The sequence below is a fragment of the Streptomonospora nanhaiensis genome (assembly GCF_026642255.1).
Classification (GTDB): Bacteria; Actinomycetota; Actinomycetes; order Streptosporangiales; family Streptosporangiaceae; genus Nocardiopsis; species Nocardiopsis tropica.
The window spans coordinates 662862-682584 of sequence record NZ_CP113264.1 but is presented as its reverse complement, the minus strand read 5'-3'; the positions used below and the strand labels follow the sequence as shown (position 1 = coordinate 682584).

At 73.1% G+C, this 19723-nt stretch carries 18 protein-coding genes; 6 read left to right on the top strand and 12 right to left on the bottom strand.

Going from position 1 to position 19723, the window contains the following annotated elements; genetic code table 11:
• Positions 1-161 precede the first annotated feature (161 nt).
• The 4 genes from OUQ99_RS03140 to OUQ99_RS03125 all read right to left on the bottom strand — a co-directional run bounded on the left by OUQ99_RS03140 (position 162) and on the right by OUQ99_RS03125 (position 5144).
• Positions 162-761, bottom strand: a complete 600-nt coding sequence (locus OUQ99_RS03140; RefSeq protein WP_267947916.1) for a GrpB family protein — start codon at positions 759-761, stop codon at positions 162-164.
• A 209-nt stretch (positions 762-970) separates the two neighbouring features.
• Positions 971-2407, bottom strand: a complete 1437-nt coding sequence (locus OUQ99_RS03135; protein ID WP_267947915.1) for a serine hydrolase domain-containing protein — start codon at positions 2405-2407, stop codon at positions 971-973.
• Positions 2408-2897: 490 nt separating this feature from the next.
• On the bottom strand, positions 2898-3437 hold the full coding sequence (locus OUQ99_RS03130; protein ID WP_267947914.1) for an SMI1/KNR4 family protein: 540 nt from the start codon (positions 3435-3437) through the stop codon (positions 2898-2900).
• 540 nt (positions 3438-3977) lie between these two features.
• Entirely contained in the window at positions 3978-5144 is a 1167-nt protein-coding gene (locus tag OUQ99_RS03125) for a S8 family serine peptidase (RefSeq protein WP_267947913.1), read from the bottom strand.
• 230 nt (positions 5145-5374) lie between these two features.
• On the opposite strand from OUQ99_RS03125, the gene OUQ99_RS03120 reads away from it, so the two are divergent.
• On the top strand, positions 5375-5659 hold the full coding sequence (locus OUQ99_RS03120) for a DUF3263 domain-containing protein (RefSeq protein WP_267947912.1): 285 nt from the start codon (positions 5375-5377) through the stop codon (positions 5657-5659).
• Between the two features lie 301 nt (positions 5660-5960).
• Positions 5961-6788 carry a trehalose-phosphatase gene (gene otsB, locus OUQ99_RS03115; RefSeq protein WP_267947911.1) on the top strand — a complete coding sequence of 276 codons (828 nt, stop codon included), beginning with the start codon at positions 5961-5963 and terminating at the stop codon, positions 6786-6788.
• Here the strand turns inward: otsB and OUQ99_RS03110 are convergent.
• The gene (locus tag OUQ99_RS03110) at positions 6757-7788 is read right to left on the bottom strand and encodes a serine hydrolase domain-containing protein (RefSeq protein ID WP_267947910.1); all 1032 of its coding nucleotides are present in this window, start codon (positions 7786-7788) and stop codon (positions 6757-6759) included. The genes otsB and OUQ99_RS03110 overlap by 32 nt on opposite strands.
• Positions 7789-7998: 210 nt before the next feature.
• Here OUQ99_RS03110 and argJ point away from each other — a divergent pair, with 210 nt between their 5' ends.
• Complete coding sequence (gene argJ, locus OUQ99_RS03105) at positions 7999-9159, top strand: bifunctional glutamate N-acetyltransferase/amino-acid acetyltransferase ArgJ (RefSeq protein ID WP_267947909.1); 1161 nt, start codon at positions 7999-8001, stop codon at positions 9157-9159.
• 128 nt (positions 9160-9287) lie between these two features.
• Here argJ and OUQ99_RS03100 read toward each other — a convergent pair whose 3' ends face one another.
• Positions 9288-10886, bottom strand: a complete 1599-nt coding sequence (locus tag OUQ99_RS03100) for an MFS transporter (RefSeq protein ID WP_267947908.1) — start codon at positions 10884-10886, stop codon at positions 9288-9290.
• Positions 10887-11032: 146 nt separating this feature from the next.
• On the opposite strand from OUQ99_RS03100, the gene OUQ99_RS03095 reads away from it, so the two are divergent.
• Positions 11033-11695, top strand: coding sequence for a TetR/AcrR family transcriptional regulator (locus OUQ99_RS03095; RefSeq protein ID WP_267947907.1), 663 nt, complete (start codon positions 11033-11035; stop codon positions 11693-11695).
• Between the two features lie 178 nt (positions 11696-11873).
• Here OUQ99_RS03095 and ptsP read toward each other — a convergent pair whose 3' ends face one another.
• The 6 genes from ptsP to OUQ99_RS03065 form a co-directional block, all read right to left on the bottom strand.
• The gene (ptsP, locus tag OUQ99_RS03090) at positions 11874-13574 is read right to left on the bottom strand and encodes a phosphoenolpyruvate--protein phosphotransferase (protein WP_267947906.1); all 1701 of its coding nucleotides are present in this window, start codon (positions 13572-13574) and stop codon (positions 11874-11876) included.
• Between the two features lie 570 nt (positions 13575-14144).
• Entirely contained in the window at positions 14145-15185 is a 1041-nt protein-coding gene (locus tag OUQ99_RS03085; RefSeq protein ID WP_267947905.1) for a zinc-dependent dehydrogenase, read from the bottom strand.
• A gap of 110 nt (positions 15186-15295) precedes the next feature.
• A complete protein-coding gene (locus OUQ99_RS03080; protein WP_267947904.1) occupies positions 15296-15739 on the bottom strand; it encodes a PTS sugar transporter subunit IIA in 444 nt (147 codons plus the stop codon).
• Positions 15729-16037, bottom strand: a complete 309-nt coding sequence (locus OUQ99_RS03075; protein ID WP_267947903.1) for a PTS lactose transporter subunit IIB — start codon at positions 16035-16037, stop codon at positions 15729-15731. Before OUQ99_RS03075 ends, OUQ99_RS03080 begins: the two co-directional genes overlap by 11 nt.
• Positions 16034-17143, bottom strand: a complete 1110-nt coding sequence (gene mtlA / locus OUQ99_RS03070; RefSeq protein WP_267947902.1) for a PTS mannitol transporter subunit IICB — start codon at positions 17141-17143, stop codon at positions 16034-16036. The genes OUQ99_RS03075 and mtlA overlap by 4 nt, the downstream gene beginning before the upstream one ends.
• A 145-nt stretch (positions 17144-17288) precedes the next feature.
• Complete coding sequence (locus OUQ99_RS03065; RefSeq protein ID WP_267947901.1) at positions 17289-18050, bottom strand: DeoR/GlpR family DNA-binding transcription regulator; 762 nt, start codon at positions 18048-18050, stop codon at positions 17289-17291.
• Positions 18051-18384: 334 nt separating this feature from the next.
• On the opposite strand from OUQ99_RS03065, the gene pfkB reads away from it, so the two are divergent.
• Positions 18385-19326, top strand: a complete 942-nt coding sequence (pfkB, locus tag OUQ99_RS03060) for a 1-phosphofructokinase (protein WP_267947900.1) — start codon at positions 18385-18387, stop codon at positions 19324-19326.
• Positions 19327-19389: 63 nt separating this feature from the next.
• Positions 19390-19659, top strand: coding sequence for an HPr family phosphocarrier protein (locus OUQ99_RS03055; protein ID WP_267947899.1), 270 nt, complete (start codon positions 19390-19392; stop codon positions 19657-19659).
• Positions 19660-19723: the final 64 nt, after the last annotated feature.

The window sequence follows — 19723 nt, the reverse complement described above, 5'->3', positions numbered from 1 at the left end:
GCGCGGGCCCCCGGGGCCCGGACGCCCGACGGGGCCGCAGAGCGCCTCCGTCCCGGCCGGGGCCCGTCGTCGGGGCCCGGGGCGGCCTGCTGAGGACCGGCGGCCTGCCGGAGGGGGCCGGCGGGGCGCTCCGCACGGGTTCGCGCCCCGCGCCGCGCGGATCAGTCGCCCGGGGACGCCGTCCGCCGCGCCCGCGCCTCGTCGAGGAGCTGCTCCACGACGGCGGTCTTGGCGTCGGAGTAGTCCTGGATGCGGTCCCAGGTGCGCTCGGCCAGCTCGCGTTTGACCGCGGTGTAGCGTTCGCGCGCCCCGGCGTCGGCGATGAGGTGGTCCCGGAAGAGGCGCATCCGCTCCACCTCCTCGCAGCCCTCACCGAACACGTGCAGGTTGAGGTTGATGTCCGGCCCCTTGAGGACCCGGTGCTCGTACCAGTCGGGCTCCCTGATCACCACGGAGTAGCCGGCGGCCAGCAGGTCGGGCAGGTAGGAGGGCTCGTCGGCGGGGTCGGCGACGACCAGCAGCAGGTCGACGCACGGCTTCGCGGCCATGCCGGGGACCGCGGTCGATCCGACGTGCTCGAAGAGGAGCACGCGGTCGCCGAGGGCTGCGCGGACCTTCTCCGACTCGCGTTTGAACAGGTAGGGCCACTTGGCGTCGTACTGGGAGATGTGGACGCGGCCGTTGACGAGGTTGCGGGAGTCGGGGGAGGCGACCGGCGGAGCACCTCGTGAGGGCAACGGCGATGCTTCGAGGGGAGACATTCTCCAAAGCCTTGTCCCCCTGGGAGCCCGCGTCAAGAGCGTCCGAGCGTGCTTACATATGCACGCGCAGACGTCACATCACGGGCTGTGGGCCGGGTGTGACGAGCGGCGACGCTTCTCGCCCCGAAGGGCCGGAAGGGCCTTCCGGGAGGGCTCCGCGGGGGCCCGCGCGCCCTCGGGCCCCGGCTCCGGCGCGGCCCTCCACGCGCCTACCGGCGCACTGTCGCCCCGGTGCGGATCCGTGCCGCCGCCCGCGCGGTGGTGAGCCCTGCTCCCACAACTCCGAGGGCGCCCACCAGGACCGCGAGTGCGGGGAATAGCCAGAAGACGTCCACCGGGACGTAGCTGTTGTCCTGAAGTGCGGGAGCGACGAAAAACAGGAACACCGCCAACGCCGGGGCGACGCACTGGGGAAGCAAGCGCAGGGCGAACCTCCAAGCGGGCCAGGCGGCGCGGCGCGCGGCCCACCGCCGAGATCGCCACAGGCCAAGGGCGCCCAATGCCACGACGGTGACGGTGACCCCGCCGAGGACCAGGTCGATCACGGTCGCCGTTGCCCTTCCGGGATCGGTGGTGCGGTCCTCGGTCAGGTCGATGATGCCGGAACTGATCTCGTAGGCGTTCTCACGGGAGGGGGTGAAGCTGTTCAGCAGGACCACGACGCCGTAGCCGCTGCCGGGTACCAGGTCCTGCTGGGCGTTGTAGCCGGAGACGATGCCGCTGTGCGAGATCCGCGCGGGTGTCACCTGCGGTCCGCTGTGCCTCCAGCCGAGCCCCGCCCGTGTGGTTGAGGGCTGCTCCGTGTGGGACTCCTCGATGAGAGAGGCCGATAGCAGGCGCCGCCCGTCCGGGCCGATCCCCTCCCGCTGCTGCATGGCGAGCCAGGCCGCCATATCGTGCGACGTGCTCACCACTCCGCCGGCTCCGCTGTTCATCGCTTCCGGGGTGGGCGCAGGGAAGGCGCCACCGTAGGCGGTGATGTGCCCCCTGGAGAGCCCGTCGACGGGGTCGCGCGTGGTGGTGGTGGCGACGGTGTCCTCCATCCCCAGAGGGGTGAAGACCTCCTCGGCGAGGTGGTCGGTGAAGTCCCGGCCGGAGACCCGCTCCACGATGAGCGCCGCCATCCAGTAGTTGAGGTTGCTATAGAGGTAGGAGGTGCCGGGTTCGGCTGCCGGGGGCAGGCCCTCGATGCCGGCGACGCCCTCTTCCAGTGACCGTGCGGGGCCGACAACGGTGGGGTTGGGCAGCCCCGAGGCGTGGGAGAGGAGCTGGCGGACGGTGACGCCGTCAGGTGCGGCGTCGGGCAGGTACCGTGCCGCAGGCGCGTCGAGGTCCACACGGCCCTCGTCCACAAGCCGCAGCACGGCGAAGGCCGTGATCGACTTGGAGGCGGAGCCGATGCGCAGCCGGGTGTGCTCGGTGATCGGTCGGCCTTCAGCATCCTCGCCATAGCCCGCCTCATGCACGGTCTCGCCGTCCTTGACCACGGCGACGGCGGCCCCCGGTAGGCCGTGGCGGTCGAGGTAGGCGGTGACGAACGCGTCCACCTCTGCCGGGTCGAAGCCGTCCCGGGCGTGGGCGGGAGCCGCCACGGTGAGGAGGGCCGATATGGCCAGCAGCAGGCAGAGCAGGGGCGTCGGACGCATCGGATTCTTTCGGGGTGTCGGGAGCGAGGTCGGCGCGGAGGCGGATGGATCAGGGGCTCATCCGTGCATGCGTCACTCAGGCGCGACCGTACCCCCGGTCCGCAGTGCCGCGGATCAGGAATTTCCCTGGTTCCGTCCCCGGTTCCCCCGGGGCCGCCGCCAGGGGGATCCCTGATGGCCAGGCCACGTAGGGTCTCTGGCGCTCTCTGGGGGGCGGACCGAGTACGCCGGAAAGCGGCAATGGGCTGACCAACACCCCCGAGGAGCTGTTCGCGGTGGTGCTCGCGCTGAAGTGCTACCGGAAACAACAGCGCCAGCACTACCTCGGGGCCGGGCCGAGCGGGTCCCGGTCGCAGTGGCGCAACCCCGAGGACGGGCCGCCCTTGGATCGGTACATGGTCGCCTCCTGGCTCCGGCCGGCGCCCGGTGCGCCCGCTCGCAGGGCGGCCCGCCCCGCGTTGTCTCCGGGCCGGCCCAGGAGAGCGCTCGCTCACTCCGCCTTGCGGAGCTCGGAGTGGTGAAAATGCCACAGGTCCGCGAACGAGGCGACCTTGGTGAACTGCCACAGCCCCGGCATGAACTCGTAAGCGGACCACTCTCCGTCCGGCCTCACCTCGTTCGCGCACAGGAGCCAGAAGTCCGGACCGTGGTTGACCTTCAGAGCCGCGCCCAGCAGCAGGGAGTACTCGTCGTCGTTCTCTTCGCAGTACTCGGCGTAGAGCCCTGAGTACTCGCCCAGCCATTGGAGTTCGTCCAGTGAATCGACGCTCTCGATCCACCCTCCGGCGTCGTCCCAGCCGTTGGTCACCTGTAGGAAGGCCCGGTATGAGGGGGGCAGGGAGACCTGAAGGCCCAGCCGCCTTTCGGCCTGCTCCACCTCCTCGGCCGTAGCCGGGGCGCTGCCGAGCCAGCGGTCGGGCTGGCTGCCGACGGCCGCGGCCTCGGCGATGTGTGCGTCCAGGTGTTCGCGCCACTGGTCCGGTGTGGTCAGCCGGGGACCGAGAGGGGCGGCGCTGAGGTTCTCGATCACGATCGTCGTTTCCCGTTCCGGGGCTGGGGCGAAGAAGGTTATTGAAGAATGCGACGTGAGAACCGTGTTCCGTCGATCGGTCGAGGCCCGCTCGGCGTGCGCGTCCTGCCGCTGCCCACAACGTAGCGGCAGGCACCGACAGCAGAACCGGGGATTTTCAGGATGTCCTGGACAGCCGTGCGGGTACTTCGGGAGTGTTTTTTGGAGGCTTTCGGGTCGGCGAGCGGCCGTCCAGGCCATCTCTCGCAAGCCGATGTGCGAAGTTCAGCCTGGTTGTGCTTAACGAGCGCAGAGGCGCAGCGAGAGGCAGCCTGGTGGACGCGAGCCCGGAAGAATCCACACAACACGACCTAGGCGTCGCGGCTCTCGGTGCGCTTGCCCATGGCCTCTACCTACCCCGCTGATCAGCCCGTTGCCGCTTTCCGGTGTACTTGGTCCACCCGCCTGCAGCGATCCTCCTCGCCCCCCAAAGGCGCCCGGACACACCGGCGCCCGCCCCCGGGCGGGGGCGGGCGCGGGCACGGCGGGCGTCGGCCCGGATCAGTCGCCGCGCGTCTTGCGGCGGCGGCCGCCCCTCGGCTTGCGGCGGCTCGCGGGACCGGCCTCGGCGGCCCGCTCGGCGGCGATCTGCTCGTCCTCCTCGCGGCGCTCGGCCTCCACCCCGTAGGGGTCGGCCGTGCTGCGGCGGATCCAGACGACCAGCAGGACGACCCCGAGGACCACGACGGCGCCGACGGTGACGAACCACGCCCAGACGGGCACTCCCCCGGACTCCTCCCCCTCGTTCACGAGCTCCTCGTCGATGAGGGGGATGTCCTGCGCGATCCCGGCCGCCTGCGTCTGCGCGCTGGGCAGGTGCAGGGCGGGCAGTCCTCCGGGACCCTGCTGGGCGCCCTCGACCAGGGCCTCGCGGACCTGTTCGGGGCGCAGCTGCGGGAAGTCCGCGCGCAGGAGCGCGGCAGCGCCGGCCGCCATGGCGGCGGCGTACGGGGTGCCGGTCACCTGGACCTGCCCCATGTCGGGTCCGGCGGTCTCCAGGTCGGCCCCGGGGGCCGTCAGCCCGACGCCCGCGGCCTCCGGCGAGCCCGGGATGAGCTCGCCGCTCTCGGCGGTGCCGGCGACCGTGAGGACGTTCGCGTCGTCACGGCCCCCGGCCGGGCCCACGACCAGGGCGCCGTTGCGGACCGCGTCCTGGGTGGCGCCGGTCAGGTCCACCGACGCGTCGGTCTCCGGGAGCAGGATGACCTGGGCGCCCTCCTCCGCGGCGAAGCGGATGGCGGCGGGCAGCTCGTTCCCGGTGGGCAGCACCAGGAGCTCGGAGGCGGGCGCCACCCCCAGCACGCCGCCGTCGGCGTCCATGCCGTGGCCGTGCCCCGCGACCAGGGCGGCGGCGCCGCTGCCCTCGTCCCGGTCGCCGTCCTCACCGAACTGCGTGTCGACCGTGACGTTGTCCACCAGGTCGGGGTGGTCCTCGTAGACGGCGATCCCGGGCAGCGCCACGGTGATGCCCTGGCCCTGGGTCTCCTCCCAGAGCTCCCGGGCCCCGAGCGCCTGGAGGCCCCACTGCTCCGGGCTCAGGTCCGGTTGGCCATCGGCCGCGGCGGGGACCGCCGTCAGGCCGAGGACGGCGACGGCCGCGCAGGCCGCGGCGGTCCCACCAAGAACATGGCGTGTGTGTGTCCTGTCACGACTGTTGCCCCCGAGCACGTCTGGCTCCCTCGAACGATGCGGTCGACGTTCCACGCGGCCCTCCCCGGACCTCCCCAATCCTGTCATGAGCACAGGATTCAGGCGTGGACAAGTGACCCCAGGGGTAGAGAACGTAACTGTATCCCTGCTGCCAGTCCTGTGTTTTCGGGTCCGCATACGGCATGTCGAGTCGCTAGCATGAGTCGCGCCGATCCGGACAAACCAATTTCCCGTCCAGGGGGTGTCCCATGCCGAATATCGGTCCGACCGGAGACGGTCAGTCGGCCCTCGCCGAACGCGAACAGCGCATCCTCGCCTTCGAACGCCAGTGGTGGAAGTTCGAGGGCTCCAAGGAGCAGGCGATCCGTGACGAGTTCGGGTTCTCCGCGACCCGTTACTACCAACTGCTGAACGGGCTGGTGGAACGCCCCGAAGCCCTGGCGTTCGACCCGATGACGGTCAAGCGCCTGCGCCGGCTGCGCGCCGACCGCCGCCGCCAGCGCAACGCACGTCAGCTGGGCATCCAGCTCTGAGCCCCTTCCGCCTTCTCTTTTCGGTCACGTGAACGCGGTACCCGCCCGGGGCGACGACCTCACCCCGCGGGCAGCGTTCTCCACCGGATCCCCCGGGCGTGTCGCACCGGCCGATCCCGGCGCACCGCCCCTCCCCGGCCGGGGACGCCGACCGCCGCCGGGGATCCCGCCGCAGACCGGGACTCCCGTCACCGCGGCCCCGGCCCGGACCGGGCGCACGGGCCCTCCGGCTCTCCGGCGCTCCACCCGCCCTGATCCGCCCGCCCCGCCCCCGTGCGCGGCCCCACCGGAAAGGCCCTCCATGACCCTGCCCCGACCGAGCACGGACGCCGGACGCGCCGCGCTCGACGCCCTCGTCACCGACCCCGGACGCGCCCTGGCCGCCTTCGACTTCGACGGCACGCTCTCACCGATCGTGGACGACCCGCGCGAGTCCGCGCCCTACCCGGGGATCGTCGACACGCTCGCCGACCTGGCCGGGCTGATCGGCTCGGTCGCGATCATCACCGGGCGGCCCGCCGCCGCGGCGGTCGCCATGGGCGGGCTGGAGCGGGTCCCCGGCATCACCGTGCTCGGCCACTACGGCGCCGAGCGCTGGGAGGGCGGAGAGGTCCTGGCCGCCGACCCGCCGCCCGGCGTGGCCCTCGTCCGGGAGGAGCTTCCCGGCCTGCTCGCACGGGTGGGCGCGCCGGAGGGCACCTGGATCGAGGACAAGGGCCGGTCGTTGAGCGTGCACACGCGGCGCACCGCCGATCCCGACGGCGCGCTCGCCCTGGTCGCCCCCGCCCTGGCGGAGCTGGCCGAGCGGGCGGACCTCCGGCTGGAGCCGGGGCGGATGGTGGTCGAGCTCCGTCCACAGGGTGTGGACAAGGGTGCGACGCTCACCGCGCTGGTCGAGGAGACCGGTGCGGGCACGGTGCTCTACGCCGGGGACGACCTCGGCGACCTGCCCGCCTTCGGGGCCGTGGCCGCCCTGCGCGGGAAGGGCCTGCCCGGTCTGACCGTGTGCTCCTCCTCCGACGAGGTGACCGCGGTGGCCGAGGCCGCCGACCTGGTCGTGCCCGGCCCCGCCGGGCTGGCGGAACTGCTCGGGGAGCTCACGGCGGCGATCCGTGGGCCTGGGGCGTGAGCGCCGAGCGCGCCGCCGAGCGCAGATCCCCCAGCCCGACCCGGTCGCGCCCGTAGTGCACGGCGTTGGTGAGCACGCCCACGTACCGGCCGCTCTCCGGGTGCAGGAACAGGCTCGTCCCCGTGAACCCGTTGTGGTGGACCACCCCCTCGGGGGTGATCAGCCAGCCGAGCCCGCGCCACAGGCGCTGACCGGCGTCGACGTGCGGCTGCCAGCTCTCCCGCACGAACGGCGAGGGCACGGGGCCGGACCCGCCCCCGTGGAGCCGCAGCACCTCCCGGGCGTACGCGCCCAGGTCGATGGCGGTCGAGAACACGCCCGCGTGCCCCGCCACACCGCCCATCAGCGCCGCCGCCTCGTCGTGCACCACGCCCCAGGCGGGCGCGGCGCCCGGCAGGCGGCGCTCGGTGGGCGCCACGGCCGGTGACCGCGCCAGCGGCCCGTAGGCGGTCGAGCGCATCCCCAGTTCGTCCCAGAGGTCGCCGGCGAGCCGGTCCAGGCCGGTGTCGTAGAGGCGTTCCAGGAGCAGGCCGAGCAGGATGAACCCCCGGTCGACGTAGCGGTACCCGGGCTCCTCCAGCGGATCGGCGAGGATGGCCTCGGCCAGGTCCTGGTCGGCGCCCACGTAGCGCTCCAGCCACGTCACCGGGTTGAGCCTGGCCGTGTGGGTGAGGATCTGGCGCGTGGTCACCGAAGCGCCCGGCAGCCCCTCCGCGTCCAGGTATTCGGACATGGGGGCGTCCAGGTCCAGCACCCCCTCGGCGACCGCCCGGCCGACCAGGGGCCAGGTCGCCATCACCTTCGTCAGGCTCGCCACGTCGTAGGCGACGTCCGGAGCGGTGTCGCTCTCGCCGTCGGTCCGCCCCACCGCGACGAACTCCCACATGCCGCCGGTGCCGATGACGGCGGCGCCGCCGGGCAGCCATCCGGCGTCCACCATCACCTTCAGGACGCCGCGGATCCGCGCCCCGGTCTCCGTGAGCCAGTCACCATCACGCACAACACGTCTCCCCCCGGTCTGCTCCCCCTCGGCGGATACCCCGTTATCCGGTCGTTGTCACACGGTCGCCCAAGGGACACAGGACGAAACCCGTGCAGGTCAAGACCGTAATGCGGCCCCGTGTCCGCGAGGGCGCGGACCGGGGCACGGGGCGCGTCCGGCCGCGGGGCCGCGGAGTAGTGTGGCGCCGGAGAAGCCCCGAGGAGGACCATGAGCAGCCAGACCCCCGTACCCGCCGGATTCCGCGGCGTGGCCGGAAACATCGGGATCAAGGACCCGAAGGACGACTTCTTCGCGGTCGTGTCGGAGGTCCCCGCGAACGTGTCGGCCGTGTTCACCAGGTCCCGGTTCGCCGGGCCGAGCGTGCTGCTCAGCCGCAGGACGGCCGCGGACGGCCGGGCGCGCGGCGTCACCGTGATCGCCCGCAACGCGAACGTGGCCACCGGCCGGGTCGGCGACGACCACGCCCGCGAGCTGCAGGAGGGCGTGGCCCGCGCCGCCGGGGTGGCCCCCGAGGAGATCCTGGTCGCGTCGACCGGTGTGATCGGGCGCCCCTACCCGATGGAGAAGGTGCGCGCCCACCTGGAGGGGCTGCCCGCGGAGTTCCCCCCGGCGGACCTGGACCGCGCGGCGGGCGCGATGATGACCACCGACACCCACCCCAAGGCCGCCTCCGCCCGGGTGGGCGGCGCCACCGTCACGGGCATCGCCAAGGGCGTCGGCATGATCGAGCCGAACATGGCGACCATGCTGGCCTGGTTCTTCACGGACGCCGAGCTGGAGCAGCCGGTGCTCGACGAGGTGTTCCGCAGGGTGGTGGACCGGACGTTCAACGCGCTGAGCATCGACACCGACACCTCGACCAGCGACTCGGCGGCGGTGTTCGCGAACGGGCTGGCGGGTCCGGTGGACACCGCCGCCTTCGAGGCCGCCCTGTACGAGGTGGCCCTGAAGCTGGTGCGCATGATCGCCTCGGACGGCGAGGGCGCGGGCAAGCTCCTGGAGGTGCGCGTCACCGGTGCGCGCGACGACGCGCAGGCCAAGGTCGTCGCCAAGGCCGTCGTGAACTCGCCCCTGGTCAAGACCGCCGTGCACGGCGCCGACCCGAACTGGGGCCGGGTGGCGATGGCCGTCGGCAAGTGCGAGGAGGAGACCGACATCCTGCCGGAGAACGTGCGGATCGTCTTCGGCGACGTGGAGACCTACCCCGCCGAGCCCTCGGACGAGGTCCTGGAGCGCGCCTCGCAGCACATGAAGGGCGACGAGGTCCTGATCGGCGTCGACCTGGGGATCGGCGGCGGGGAGTTCACCGCCTACGGCTGCGACCTGACCGAGGGCTACATCCGGATCAACGCCGACTACACCACCTGAGCCGGCGGGGCCGGGCGGGGACCGCCGTCCCGTCCCGGCCCGGTCCGCGCGGGGCGGGCTCTCGGCGGAGGTCCCGCCGGGCGCCCGCCGTCCCGCGCGCGGCGGGGCCGGAGCCCCGCCGGGCGGGCTCAGATGTGCACGGCCGGACCGTCGGTCATCCTCCCCGAGCGCATGAGGAGCGACAGCGCCGCCGCCGCCAGCATGACCGCGGCGGCGATGGTGAAGGCCAGGTGCAGGCCGTCCATGAAGGCGAGGTTGCTGGCCTGGGTGACGGCGGCCGCGACCTCCGGGGAGGCCCCCTCCGGCAGGACCGCGCCGCCCTGGGCCACGACGCTCTGCATGTCGACGAGGTCGTCCGCGGAGGGCTCGGCGAGCCCCGCGCCCGCGAAGTGGCCGGGCAGGGTGGAGACGATGGTCGCCGACATGACCGCGCCGAGCACCGCGGTGCCGAGGGAGCCGCCGAGCTGCATGGCGGCCTGCTGCACCGCCGAGGCGACCCCCGCCAGGCGCACGGGCGCGTTGCCGATGATCGCGGCGGTGGCGCCGGTCATGATCAGGCTCAGTCCCGTGCCGAGCAGGACGAAGGCGGCCGACATGAAGACCACGCCGGTGTCGGTCTCCAGCCGGGACAGCATGAACATGCCCGCCGAGGCCAGCAGCAGGCCGACCGTCGTGGGCGGACGGGCTCCGACGCGGTCCAGGACCCGTCCGGCGATGGGCGAGGTGACCGCCATGAGCGCGGTCATGGAGATGAGCTGGAGCCCGGTCCGGGCGGGGCTCATGCCCTGGATGCCCTGGAGGTAGAAGGTGATGAAGAACAGCGACCCCATCAGGCTCAGCGCCATGGCCACCGTGAGGAGCGTTCCGATGGAGACCGAGGGGTTGGCGAACAGCGCGAGGGGCAGGAGCGGCTGTTCAGGTCGGCGCTCCCAGAGCAGGAAGGCGCCGCCGAAGAGGACCGCGGCGGCGAGCGAGCCCAGTGTGACCGGGTGGCCCCAGCCCGCGGCGGGCGCCTCGACGAGGGCCCAGACCAGGGCGAAGATGGCGACGCTGATCAGCACGATGCCGGGGACGTCCATGCGGCTGCCGGGGTCGGTCGCGCGGTTGGCGGCGAGCAGCCACAGGCCGAGGGCCAGGGCGGCGGCGCCGACCGGGACGTTGATGTAGAAGACGGCCTCCCAGCCGAAGGCGTCCACGAGGATGCCGCCGAGGATCGGGCCGCCGGCCGTGGCCGCCCCGATGAGGCTGCCGAAGACGCCGAAGGCCCGGCCCAGCTTGCTGGGCGGGAACCCGGAGCGCAGCAGGCCCATCGCCGAGGGCAGGAGCAGGGCTCCGAAAACCCCTTGCAGGACGCGGAAGGCGATGAGCATGGCGACGCCCGAGGACAGCGCGATCGCCACCGAGCTGAGCACGAAGCCGACCACGCCCACCAGGTAGGTGTTGCGGTGGCCGAACCGGTCCCCGATCTTGCCCGCGGTGATCAGGAAGACCGCCAGTCCGAGCAGGTAGCCGTGGGTCACCCACTGGAGCTCGGCGAGCGAGGCCCCCAGGCTCGCGCCGATGGCGGGGTTGGCGACGGCCACGATGGTGCCGTCCAGCGCCACCATCATCACCCCGAAGGCGATGGCGACCAGGGTCGCCCAGGGGCTCTCCCGGAGCCGTCCCCGCGGAGCGGGCGGACCCGCGCCCTCCGCTCCCGTGGTCACCGGTTCCGTCGCCGCCGTCATGTGGCCCCCCGCTCGTCGTCCGCTTGCGAGCGTGATTATGACAGTGGCTGACAGATTACAGCAACTGCTTTTTGTCAGTGACTGACGTAATCTGTTTCACTGTTGTATCCTCGTGGCGAAGCAACCGACACGTGGGAGGCCGCTCCATGGCCGCGACGAGCGCCGAGCCCTGCCAGACCCCGGCGGAGGCCGGGCTGCGCGAGCGCAAGAAGGCCCGGATGCGGGAGTCCCTGCTCGACGCGGGGCTGCGGCTGTTCCACGAGCACGGCTACCAGGGGACCACCACCGAGGAGATCGCGGCCTGCGCCGGGGTCTCCCAGCGCACGTTCTTCCGCTACTTCGCCTCCAAGGAGGACGTCGTCCTGGAGGCGGTCGAGGGCGTGGACGAGTACCTGTACGCCGCCCTGCGCTCCCGGCCCGCCGACGAGCCCCCGTTCACGGCCCTGCGCAACGCGATGCACGAGCACTGGGGCTACCTGGACCGCGAGTCCCTGCACATCCAGGGCAGCGCGATGGGCGTCATCACCGGCAACCCCGAGCTGATCGACCTCAACGCGCGCTACTGCCTGAGCAGGCAGCTGCGGCTGGCCGGGGTGATCGGCGAGCGCACCGGCACGGATCCGGACACCGACCCGCGCCCGGGCGTGCTCGCCGCCGTGTTCCTCTCCGTCATCACCAGCGCCCACCAGGCGTGGTGCGGCTCAGGGTCCAGGGACACCGACGACCTGGCCGAGGCGATCCGCGACCGGCTCGCCCTGGTGCCCGAGGTGGTCTGCGGGACCTGGGAGCCCCCCGCCACCGCGTCCTGACCCCTGGGGGCGGGCGGCGGGCCGGGTGCGGGACCCTGGCGGCGGCTTCCGGCCGGGGTCCCGGGCGCGGTGGCGCCCCGGCACGCGGGGCCCGGGGCCGACCGGTCCGGCGGCACACGAGAGCGCCCACGTCCCGGCGGGACGTGGGCGCGTGGGGCTCCGGACCGGTGTCAGCGGATCAGTCCACGGTCTCCGGGTGGGCGGCCGAACGCACCGCCTCGCGCGCCCGGCCGGCGCTGGAGGCGGCCGTCGCCAGCTCGGCCAGGCGGCGGCACTCCCCCTGGCTGTGGCGGGCCAGGGCGTGGCGTACCGCGGGGAGCGCGGGGGCCGACATCGACAGGCTGGTCGCCCCCAGGCCCACCAGCACCAGGGCGAGGAGCGGGTCGGCGGCGGCCTCGCCGCACACGCCCACCGGGCGCCCCGACCGCTCGCCCGCCGCGCCCACGGCGCCGACCAGCGCCAGGAGGGCGGGCTGCCACGGGTCGAGCAGGTCGGGAAGGGTGCCCAGGGTGCGGTCGGCGGCCATCGTGTACTGGGCGAGGTCGTTGGTGCCGATCGACACGAAGTCCACGCGGCTCATCAGCCGGTCGGCGAGCAGCGCCGCCCCCGGGACCTCGATCATCACACCGGCCTCGCGGATCCCGGCCTCGCGCGCCAGCGCCACGAAGTCGGCCGCCTCGTCGGGCGTCGACACCATCGGCGCCATCACCCGCACCCGCGCGCCCGTCTCCTCGGACGCGGCAGCGATCGCGGCGAGCTGGTCGGTCAGGAGGCCGGGGTGCACGCGGGAGGTCCGGAACCCCCGCACGCCCAGGGCCGGGTTGTCCTCGTGGCCCGTCTCCACGAACGCCAGCGGCTTGTCCGAGCCCGCGTCCAGGGTCCGCACCGTGACGGTCCGCCCCGAGAACTCCTCGAACAGCCGCGTGTAGGTGTCGGTCTGGGCGGCCACCGTCGGCGGGTCGGCGCGGTCCAGGAACAGGAACTCGGTGCGCAGCAGGCCCACGCCCTCGCTGTCGTGCGCGCCCGCCTCCTTGGGGTCGCCCTCCCCCGCGTTGAGCAGCAGGGCGACGGGGACCCCGTCCTCGGTCCGGCCGGGGCCCGTGGACTCCGCGAGCAGGGCGCGCCGGCGCTCGGTGCGCCGCAGCATCCGGTCGGCCAGCTCGGCGTCGGGCTCGGGCTCGACGGTCCCCGCGTCGCCGTCCAGCGCCACCGGGACCCCGTCGCGCAGGGTCTCGGCGCCCGGACAGCCCACCACGGCGGGGATGCCGAGCGCGCGGGCCAGGATCACGGTGTGGCTGGTGGGTCCGCCGAGTCGCGTGACGATCCCGAGCACCTGCTCGGGGTCGAGCCGGACGGTGTCGGCGGGGGCGAGGTCGTCGGCGACCAGCACGTGCGCGACACCGGGGTCGGGCAGACCGGGCATCGGAAGGCCGAGGAGCAGGGCGGTGGCGCGGTCGCGGATGTCGGCGAGGTCGGCGGCGCGCTCCGCCAGGTAGCCGCCGGCGGCGAGCATCAGCTCCTGGTAGGCGCCGCACGCGGAGTGCACCGCCCATGCGGCGGGCTCGCCGGCCTCGGCGCGCTCCTCGACCCGCCGCCCCAGCTCGGGGTCGCGGGCCATGAGCGCCAGCGCGCCCAGCACCGCGGCGGCCTCGCCGGTGAGCTGCGCGGCCTGGGCGTCGAGCAGGTCGGCGACCTTCTCCAGGGCCCCGCGTGCGGTGGACGCCTCGGTCCGGGGGTCGCCGGGCTCGGGCCGCTCCGCCGGGAGGGCGGGCGGGTCGGCCATCCGGGCGACCGGGCCGACGGCGACGCCGGGGCTGGCCGGGATGCCCGACAGCCGGGTGGCACCGGCGGTGGGCGAGGGGTGTTCGGTCTGCGCCATGGTCGCTCCGTACGTCGGTGGGCGGTGGGCGGCCCGGGGGGACGGGCCGAGGGATCTGTGCCCCGGATCGCGCCGCGGGACTCCTGGACGGGTCGGGACGGGTGCGGTCGGGGGTGGGGAGTGGGGGCGGGCTGGGCTGTGGTGCGGTGCTGGGCTGTGGTGCGGTGCGGTGCGGTGGTGCGGGGCCGGATCGGTATGGGCCGGGTTGCCTGGACCGGTACAGGCCGGGTTGCCTGGCGGGCGGGGACCGGAGCCGGGTCGGTGCGGGTCGGGCTCCCGGGCCGGGCCGGTGCGGGGTCAGGGCACCGGAGGGGCCGGGAGGAGGTCGCGGGTCGGGGGACCGGGGCGCTCCGCCGGGTCGGCGGCGGCTGCCGGGCAGCACGGTGCCGGACGGGCCTTCGGCCCCCCTGTATCAAGCAAACCCCGGAACGGCCGCGCCCGGTAGGGGCTGTGGACAACCCCGCCGGGGGCCGGGCCGTAGGGGCCGCCCCCGGCGGGGTGGCCCCTACGGTCCGGCCCCGGGAGGAGGCCCGTCACCGCCTCCGTCCCGGGTCCGCGCCCGTGCGGGGCCTACGGCTGGATGGTGACCTTGATGGCGGTGCCGGAGGCGACCGTCTCGATGGCCTTGTGCACGTCCGACAGGGCCATGCGCTCGGTGATCAGGTCGGCCACGGGGACGGCGCCGGACGCGATCAGCTCCAGGGCGCGGCGGTTGTGCTCCGGGCTGGAGCCGTTGGCCCCGAAGATGGAGATCTCCCGGTAGTGCACCAGGTTGGAGTCCAGCTGGATGATCGGCGCGTCCTTGGGCAGGCCGCCGAAGAAGCTGATCCGGCCGCTGCGCGACACCATGCGCAGGGCGTCCTCCTGGGCGCGCCCGGAGGCGGCGGCGGTGATGACCACGTCGGCGCCCCGGCCACCGGTCAGCTCGAGGACCGTCTCGACCGCGTCGACCTCCTCGCCGCAGATGGTGGCGTCCGGCTGGACGATGTTCGCGGACATGTCGAGGCGGCCGCGGTTGATGTCCACCAGGTACACCTTCGCGGCGCCCTTGGCGCGCGCCAGCCGGACGTGCAGGCAGCCGATCGGGCCGGCGCCCATGACGACGACCGTGTCGCCCTCTCCGACCCCGGCGATCTCCTGGCCGTTGAGCACGCAGGCGAGCGGCTCGGCGACGGAGGCCTCCGCGAGGTCGATGTTCTCGGGCACCCGGTTGACCCCGTCCACGGCCAGGACCGACTCGGGGATGATCATGTACTCGGCGAAACCGCCGTCGTAGTGGTAGCCCATCGACTCCTGGTTGGAGCACACCGTGAAGCGGCCGTCGGCGCACTCGACGCAGGTGCCGCAGGGGATGGCCGCGATGACCTGGACGCGGTCGCCCTCGGCCCAGCCGCTGACGCCCTCGCCCACCTCCACGATGCGCCCGGCGATCTCGTGGCCGATCACGCGGGGCGGACGGATGTGGTGGTGGCCGTGCCGGGAGATCTTCACGTCCGTGCCGCAGGTGGAGCAGTTGACGACGGCGATCTTGAGCTGTCCGGGTCCGGCGGTCGGCTCGGGGGCCTGCTCCAGTCGGATGTCACCGGGCGCGTAGAAGCGGGCGACGAGCATGTTCGGGCCTTTCTGGTGGTGCCCCGCCGGGCCGGGACCCGGCCCGGCGGGTGAAGTGGTGGACTGACCGGCCGGTGGGCCGGCGCGGGGGGCCTCGTGGGTGGGGCCGCTCAACCGCTCCGGCCGGGGCCGAGCAGGTCGATGACCTCGTCCGGGGTCGCGGCGGAGCGCAGGCGCGCCGCCTTCTCCGGGTCGGTGAGCACCCCCGCCAGGGACGAGAGCACGCCCAGGTGCTCCTCCCCGGAGGCGGCGATGCCGATGGCCACGTACACGGTGGGCCCGTCCCAGTCGACCCCGTCGGGGAACTGGAGGACGGCCAGCGCGGTCTCCTTGACCAGGGCCCGCCCGGCGTCGGTACCGTGCGGAATGGCCACTCCCTCGCCCACGAAGGTGGGGACGGACGCCTCGCGTTCGTGCATGGCGGCCACGTAGCCCGGCTCGACGGAGCCCAGTTCGACCAGGAGCGCACCGCACTGGTCGATGGCGTCGGCCTTGTCGGCGGCGACGCGGCCCAGGCGCACCGCGTCGGCGGTCAGGGCGAGGTCAGTCGGCAAGGGTCTCCCCGTTCCGGATGGCCTGCTCCAGACGCGCGAAGGCGGGGTCGCCCAGGAACATCTGGAAGCCGACCACGACGGTGTCGGGCACCCGGGTCTTCGCACGCGCGACCAGGCCCGCCTGGCACAGGACGACGTCGGCGGTGTCCGGGATGCGGTCCACCGCGGAGTGCTCGACGGTCACGCCGTGGGGCGAGAGGGTCTTCTTCAGCTGGGAGGTCAGCAGGACGCTGCTCCCCATGCCGGCGTCGCAGGCGACGACGACCTTCTTGATGTCCGACCCCTGGATGCTGCTCATGCTGTGGTCTCCTGGTTCTCTGCAGCGGCCTGCTTGGCCTTCTCCTCCTTCGCCGCCTTGCGCTCGGAGCGGCCGAAGCCGAGCAGGAGCGAGGCGAGGACGAACGAGACGATGGTGGCGGCGACGACACCGGCCAGGACGCCGAGGTGGCCTCCGGGCGGGGTGACGGCCATGAGGGCGATGATGCTGCCGGGCGACGCGGCCGAGACGAGCCCGGCGTCCATGACCATGAAGGTCGCGACACCGGACATGCCGCCGCCGATCACGGCGAGGATCAGCTTCGGCTGGGCGAGGATGTACGGGAAGTAGATCTCGTGGATGCCGCCGAAGAGGTGGATGACGATCGCGCCGGGCGCGGTGGCGCGGCTGACCTTCGGGCCGAAGAGCATGCAGGCCAGGAGGATGCCCAGACCGGGGCCGGGGTTGGCCTCGATGAGGAACTCGATGGCGCTGCCCTCGGCGAGCGCGCGGGCCGAGCCCAGCGGGGTGAAGACGCCGTGGTTGATGGCGTTGTTGAGGAAGAGGACCTTGGCGGGCTCGACGATGATCGACACGAGCGGCAGCAGGCTCATGTCGATGAGGAACTGCACGCCCGCGCCCAGGGCGTCGGCGATGGTCCGGACGACCGGGCCGATGACGTAGGCGCCGAGGATCGCCAGGAGCGCGGCGAGGATGCCCGCGCTGAAGTTGTTGACCAGCATCTCGAAGCCGGCCTTGATGCGCGGCTGGACGAGCCGGTCGAACTGCTTCATGAGGTAGGCGGCGAGCGGGCCCATGGCCATCGCGCCCAGGAACATGGGGATGTCGGCGGAGACGATGACGCCCATGGTGGCGGCCGCGCCGACGACGCCGCCCCGCTGCTCGTACACCAGGGTTCCACCGGTGTAGGCGATCAGCAGCGGGAGCAGGAACTTGATCATCGGGTCGACGAGCTGGCCCAGGTACTCGTTGGGGAGCCAGCCGTCGGGGATGAACAGGGCGGTGATGATGCCCCAGGCGATGAACGCGCCGATGTTGGGCATCACCATGCTGGCAAGGAACCCGCCGAAGCGCTGGACGCCGGAGCGCACCGCGGTGAGTCTGCCGCTGCTCTGCTGTGTGGACATGGGGGACCTCCTGGGAGGTTCGACGGGCGGTCTGCCGCGCCGGTGTGGGGAGAAGGTGACGGGGTGGGGCGCCCGGGAGGGACGGGGCGGCCGGTTCAGGACGGTGAACCGTCGTCCCCGGCGCCGTGCCGGGCGCCCGGTCTGGTCAGACCACCTGGACGCGGGGTCCGGAGGCCTCCAGTTCTTCGGCGAGCCCTGTGGCGAGCCCGGTGTCGGTGATGACCAGGTCGAGGTCCTCGACCGCGGCGAAGCGGGCGAAGTGGTCGTTGCCGACCTTGGTGTGGTCGGCGAGGAGCACCGAGCGCCGCGCGGACTTGATCATGGCGCGCTTGACCTCGGCCTCGGCGGGATCGGGAGTGGTGAGCCCGCGTTCGACGGAGACGCCGTTGCTGGCGATGAAGGCCACGTCCACGTAGGACTCGGCGAGGGACCTCAGTGCCCAGGCGTCGACGGTCGCCTGCGTGCGTGTGCGCAGTCGGCCGCCGAGAAGCATGAGGTTGATGTTGGTGCGCGGAGTGAGCGTCAGCGCTATGGACAGGGAGTTGGTGACGACGGTGAGCTCCCGGTCGGCGGGAAGCTGTTCGGCGAGGCGTCCCGTGGTGGAGCCGGCGTCGAGCAGGATCGCGCCCTCGTCGGGGAGTTCGGCCAGGGCGGCCTTGGCGATGCGCTCCTTCTCCTCTGTCATCACGGAGTCGCGCACATTGAGCGTGGGCTCGAAGCCCAGCCGCTCGACGGGGATCGCGCCACCGTGGACCCTGCGCAGCACACCGTGGCGCTCCAGCGCCGTGAGGTCGCGACGGATGGTCTCGTAGGTCACGTCGAACTCCGCGGCGAGCCCCGTCACGTCGACCCGGCCGTCACGGCGGGCGCGCTCGAGGATCACCTTCTGGCGCTCTTCCGCGTACATGTTGGATCACCTGTGTTTCGGTGTGGTTTTCGGTGAGTTTAATCGTGTTGCCTGGGACACACAAGGGGTACCCCTACCCAATATCGCAGCAATCTCGCCGAAGCCCCACGCCCGGAGCGCGCCGATCGGGCAGTCTGACCAGGGAGAGCGGAGCGTGAACATCTGAGCACCCCTGGAGGCGTCCGGGCCGCGAACCACACATCGCACCCGACGCCCCGCCTCCGAACCGGAAACCCGGACACAATAGTGTTGACATACACAGACAAACACACATAATCAAAGGCAGTCCCACATCCGGGCCGGGCTGGGCGCGGACACCTCGAAGAGAGAACCGATGATCCTGACCCTCACCCCCAATCCGAGCGTGGACCACACCCTGGAGGTCGAGCGCCTCATACGGGGCGAAGTCCTGCGGGTGTCGGCCACCCGTGCGCAGGCGGGCGGCAAGGGCGTCAACGTCGCAAGGGCCCTGCGCGTGGCGGGCGTCCCCACGAGGGCCGTCCTCCCCGTGGGCGGAGGCGGCGGCGCCGAACTCGTCACCCTGCTCGGCGACCTTCCCTGCGTCACCGTCCCCATCGCCGGGGAGACCCGGGCCAACGTCGCCGTGACCGAGACCGACGGCACCACCACCAAGCTCAACGCCCCCGGCCCCACCCTGACCCCCGGGGAGACCGACGCGCTCCTGGCCGCCCTGGAGGACGAGCTGTCCGCCGGTCCGGAGTGGGTGGTGGCGAGCGGCAGCCTCCCGGCCGGCGCGCCCGACGACCTGTACGTGCGCGTGGCCGAACTCGCCGCCTCCTACGGGGTGGCGCTGGCCCTGGACACCTCGGGCAAGCCCCTGGAGGCGGCGGCCCGAGCCGGGTCGGTGTCGCTGCTCAAGCCCAACCACGAGGAGCTGGCCGGGCTCATCGGCCGGGAGCTGCCGACGGTCGGCGACGTCGTCGGCGCCGCACGCGAGGTCCTGGGGTGGGGCAACAGCTCCGCCCTGGTGACCCTGGGGGGCCACGGTGCGATACTCGTGGACCCCGAGAACACCTGGTGGGCACGCGGACCCGAGGTCCGCACGCGCAGCACGGTCGGCGCGGGCGACTGCTCCCTCGCCGGGTTCCTGGGCGCGGGCGACTCCCCCGTCGAACGGCTGCGGCACGCCGTGGCCTGGGGCACCGCCGCGGTGTCCCTGCCGGGAACGACCGTCCCCTCCCCCGGGGACGTGGCCTCCGACTCGATCACCGTGGTGGCCGACCCCGACCCCCTGTCGCCGGTCGACCAGCTCTGACGTTCCGAAACCGTGAACAGGCCGGGACCTCCCCCGGCCGACGACTACTCCCCGAGGACTGACATGCCCCAGCGCACCGTGGCCATCGGCTCGCCCCAAGGCCTGCACGCACGCCCGGCCTCCCTGTTCGTCCAGGCCGTCAACGCGTCCGGCCTGCCCGTCACCGTCGCCCGCGAGGGCGGCGACCCGGTGGACGCGCGCAGCGTGCTCGCGGTGATGGCGATGGGCGCGAAGCACGGCGAGACCGTGACCCTCGCCGCCGAGGAGTCCGAGACCTCCGACAAGGTCCTGGACGAACTGGTGGAGATGCTGGCCACCGACCTGGACGCCTGACCCGGGTCGGGACCCCGGAGCCCGGTACCGTCGCGCGGCGGCACCGGGCTCCGGCCTGTCCGGG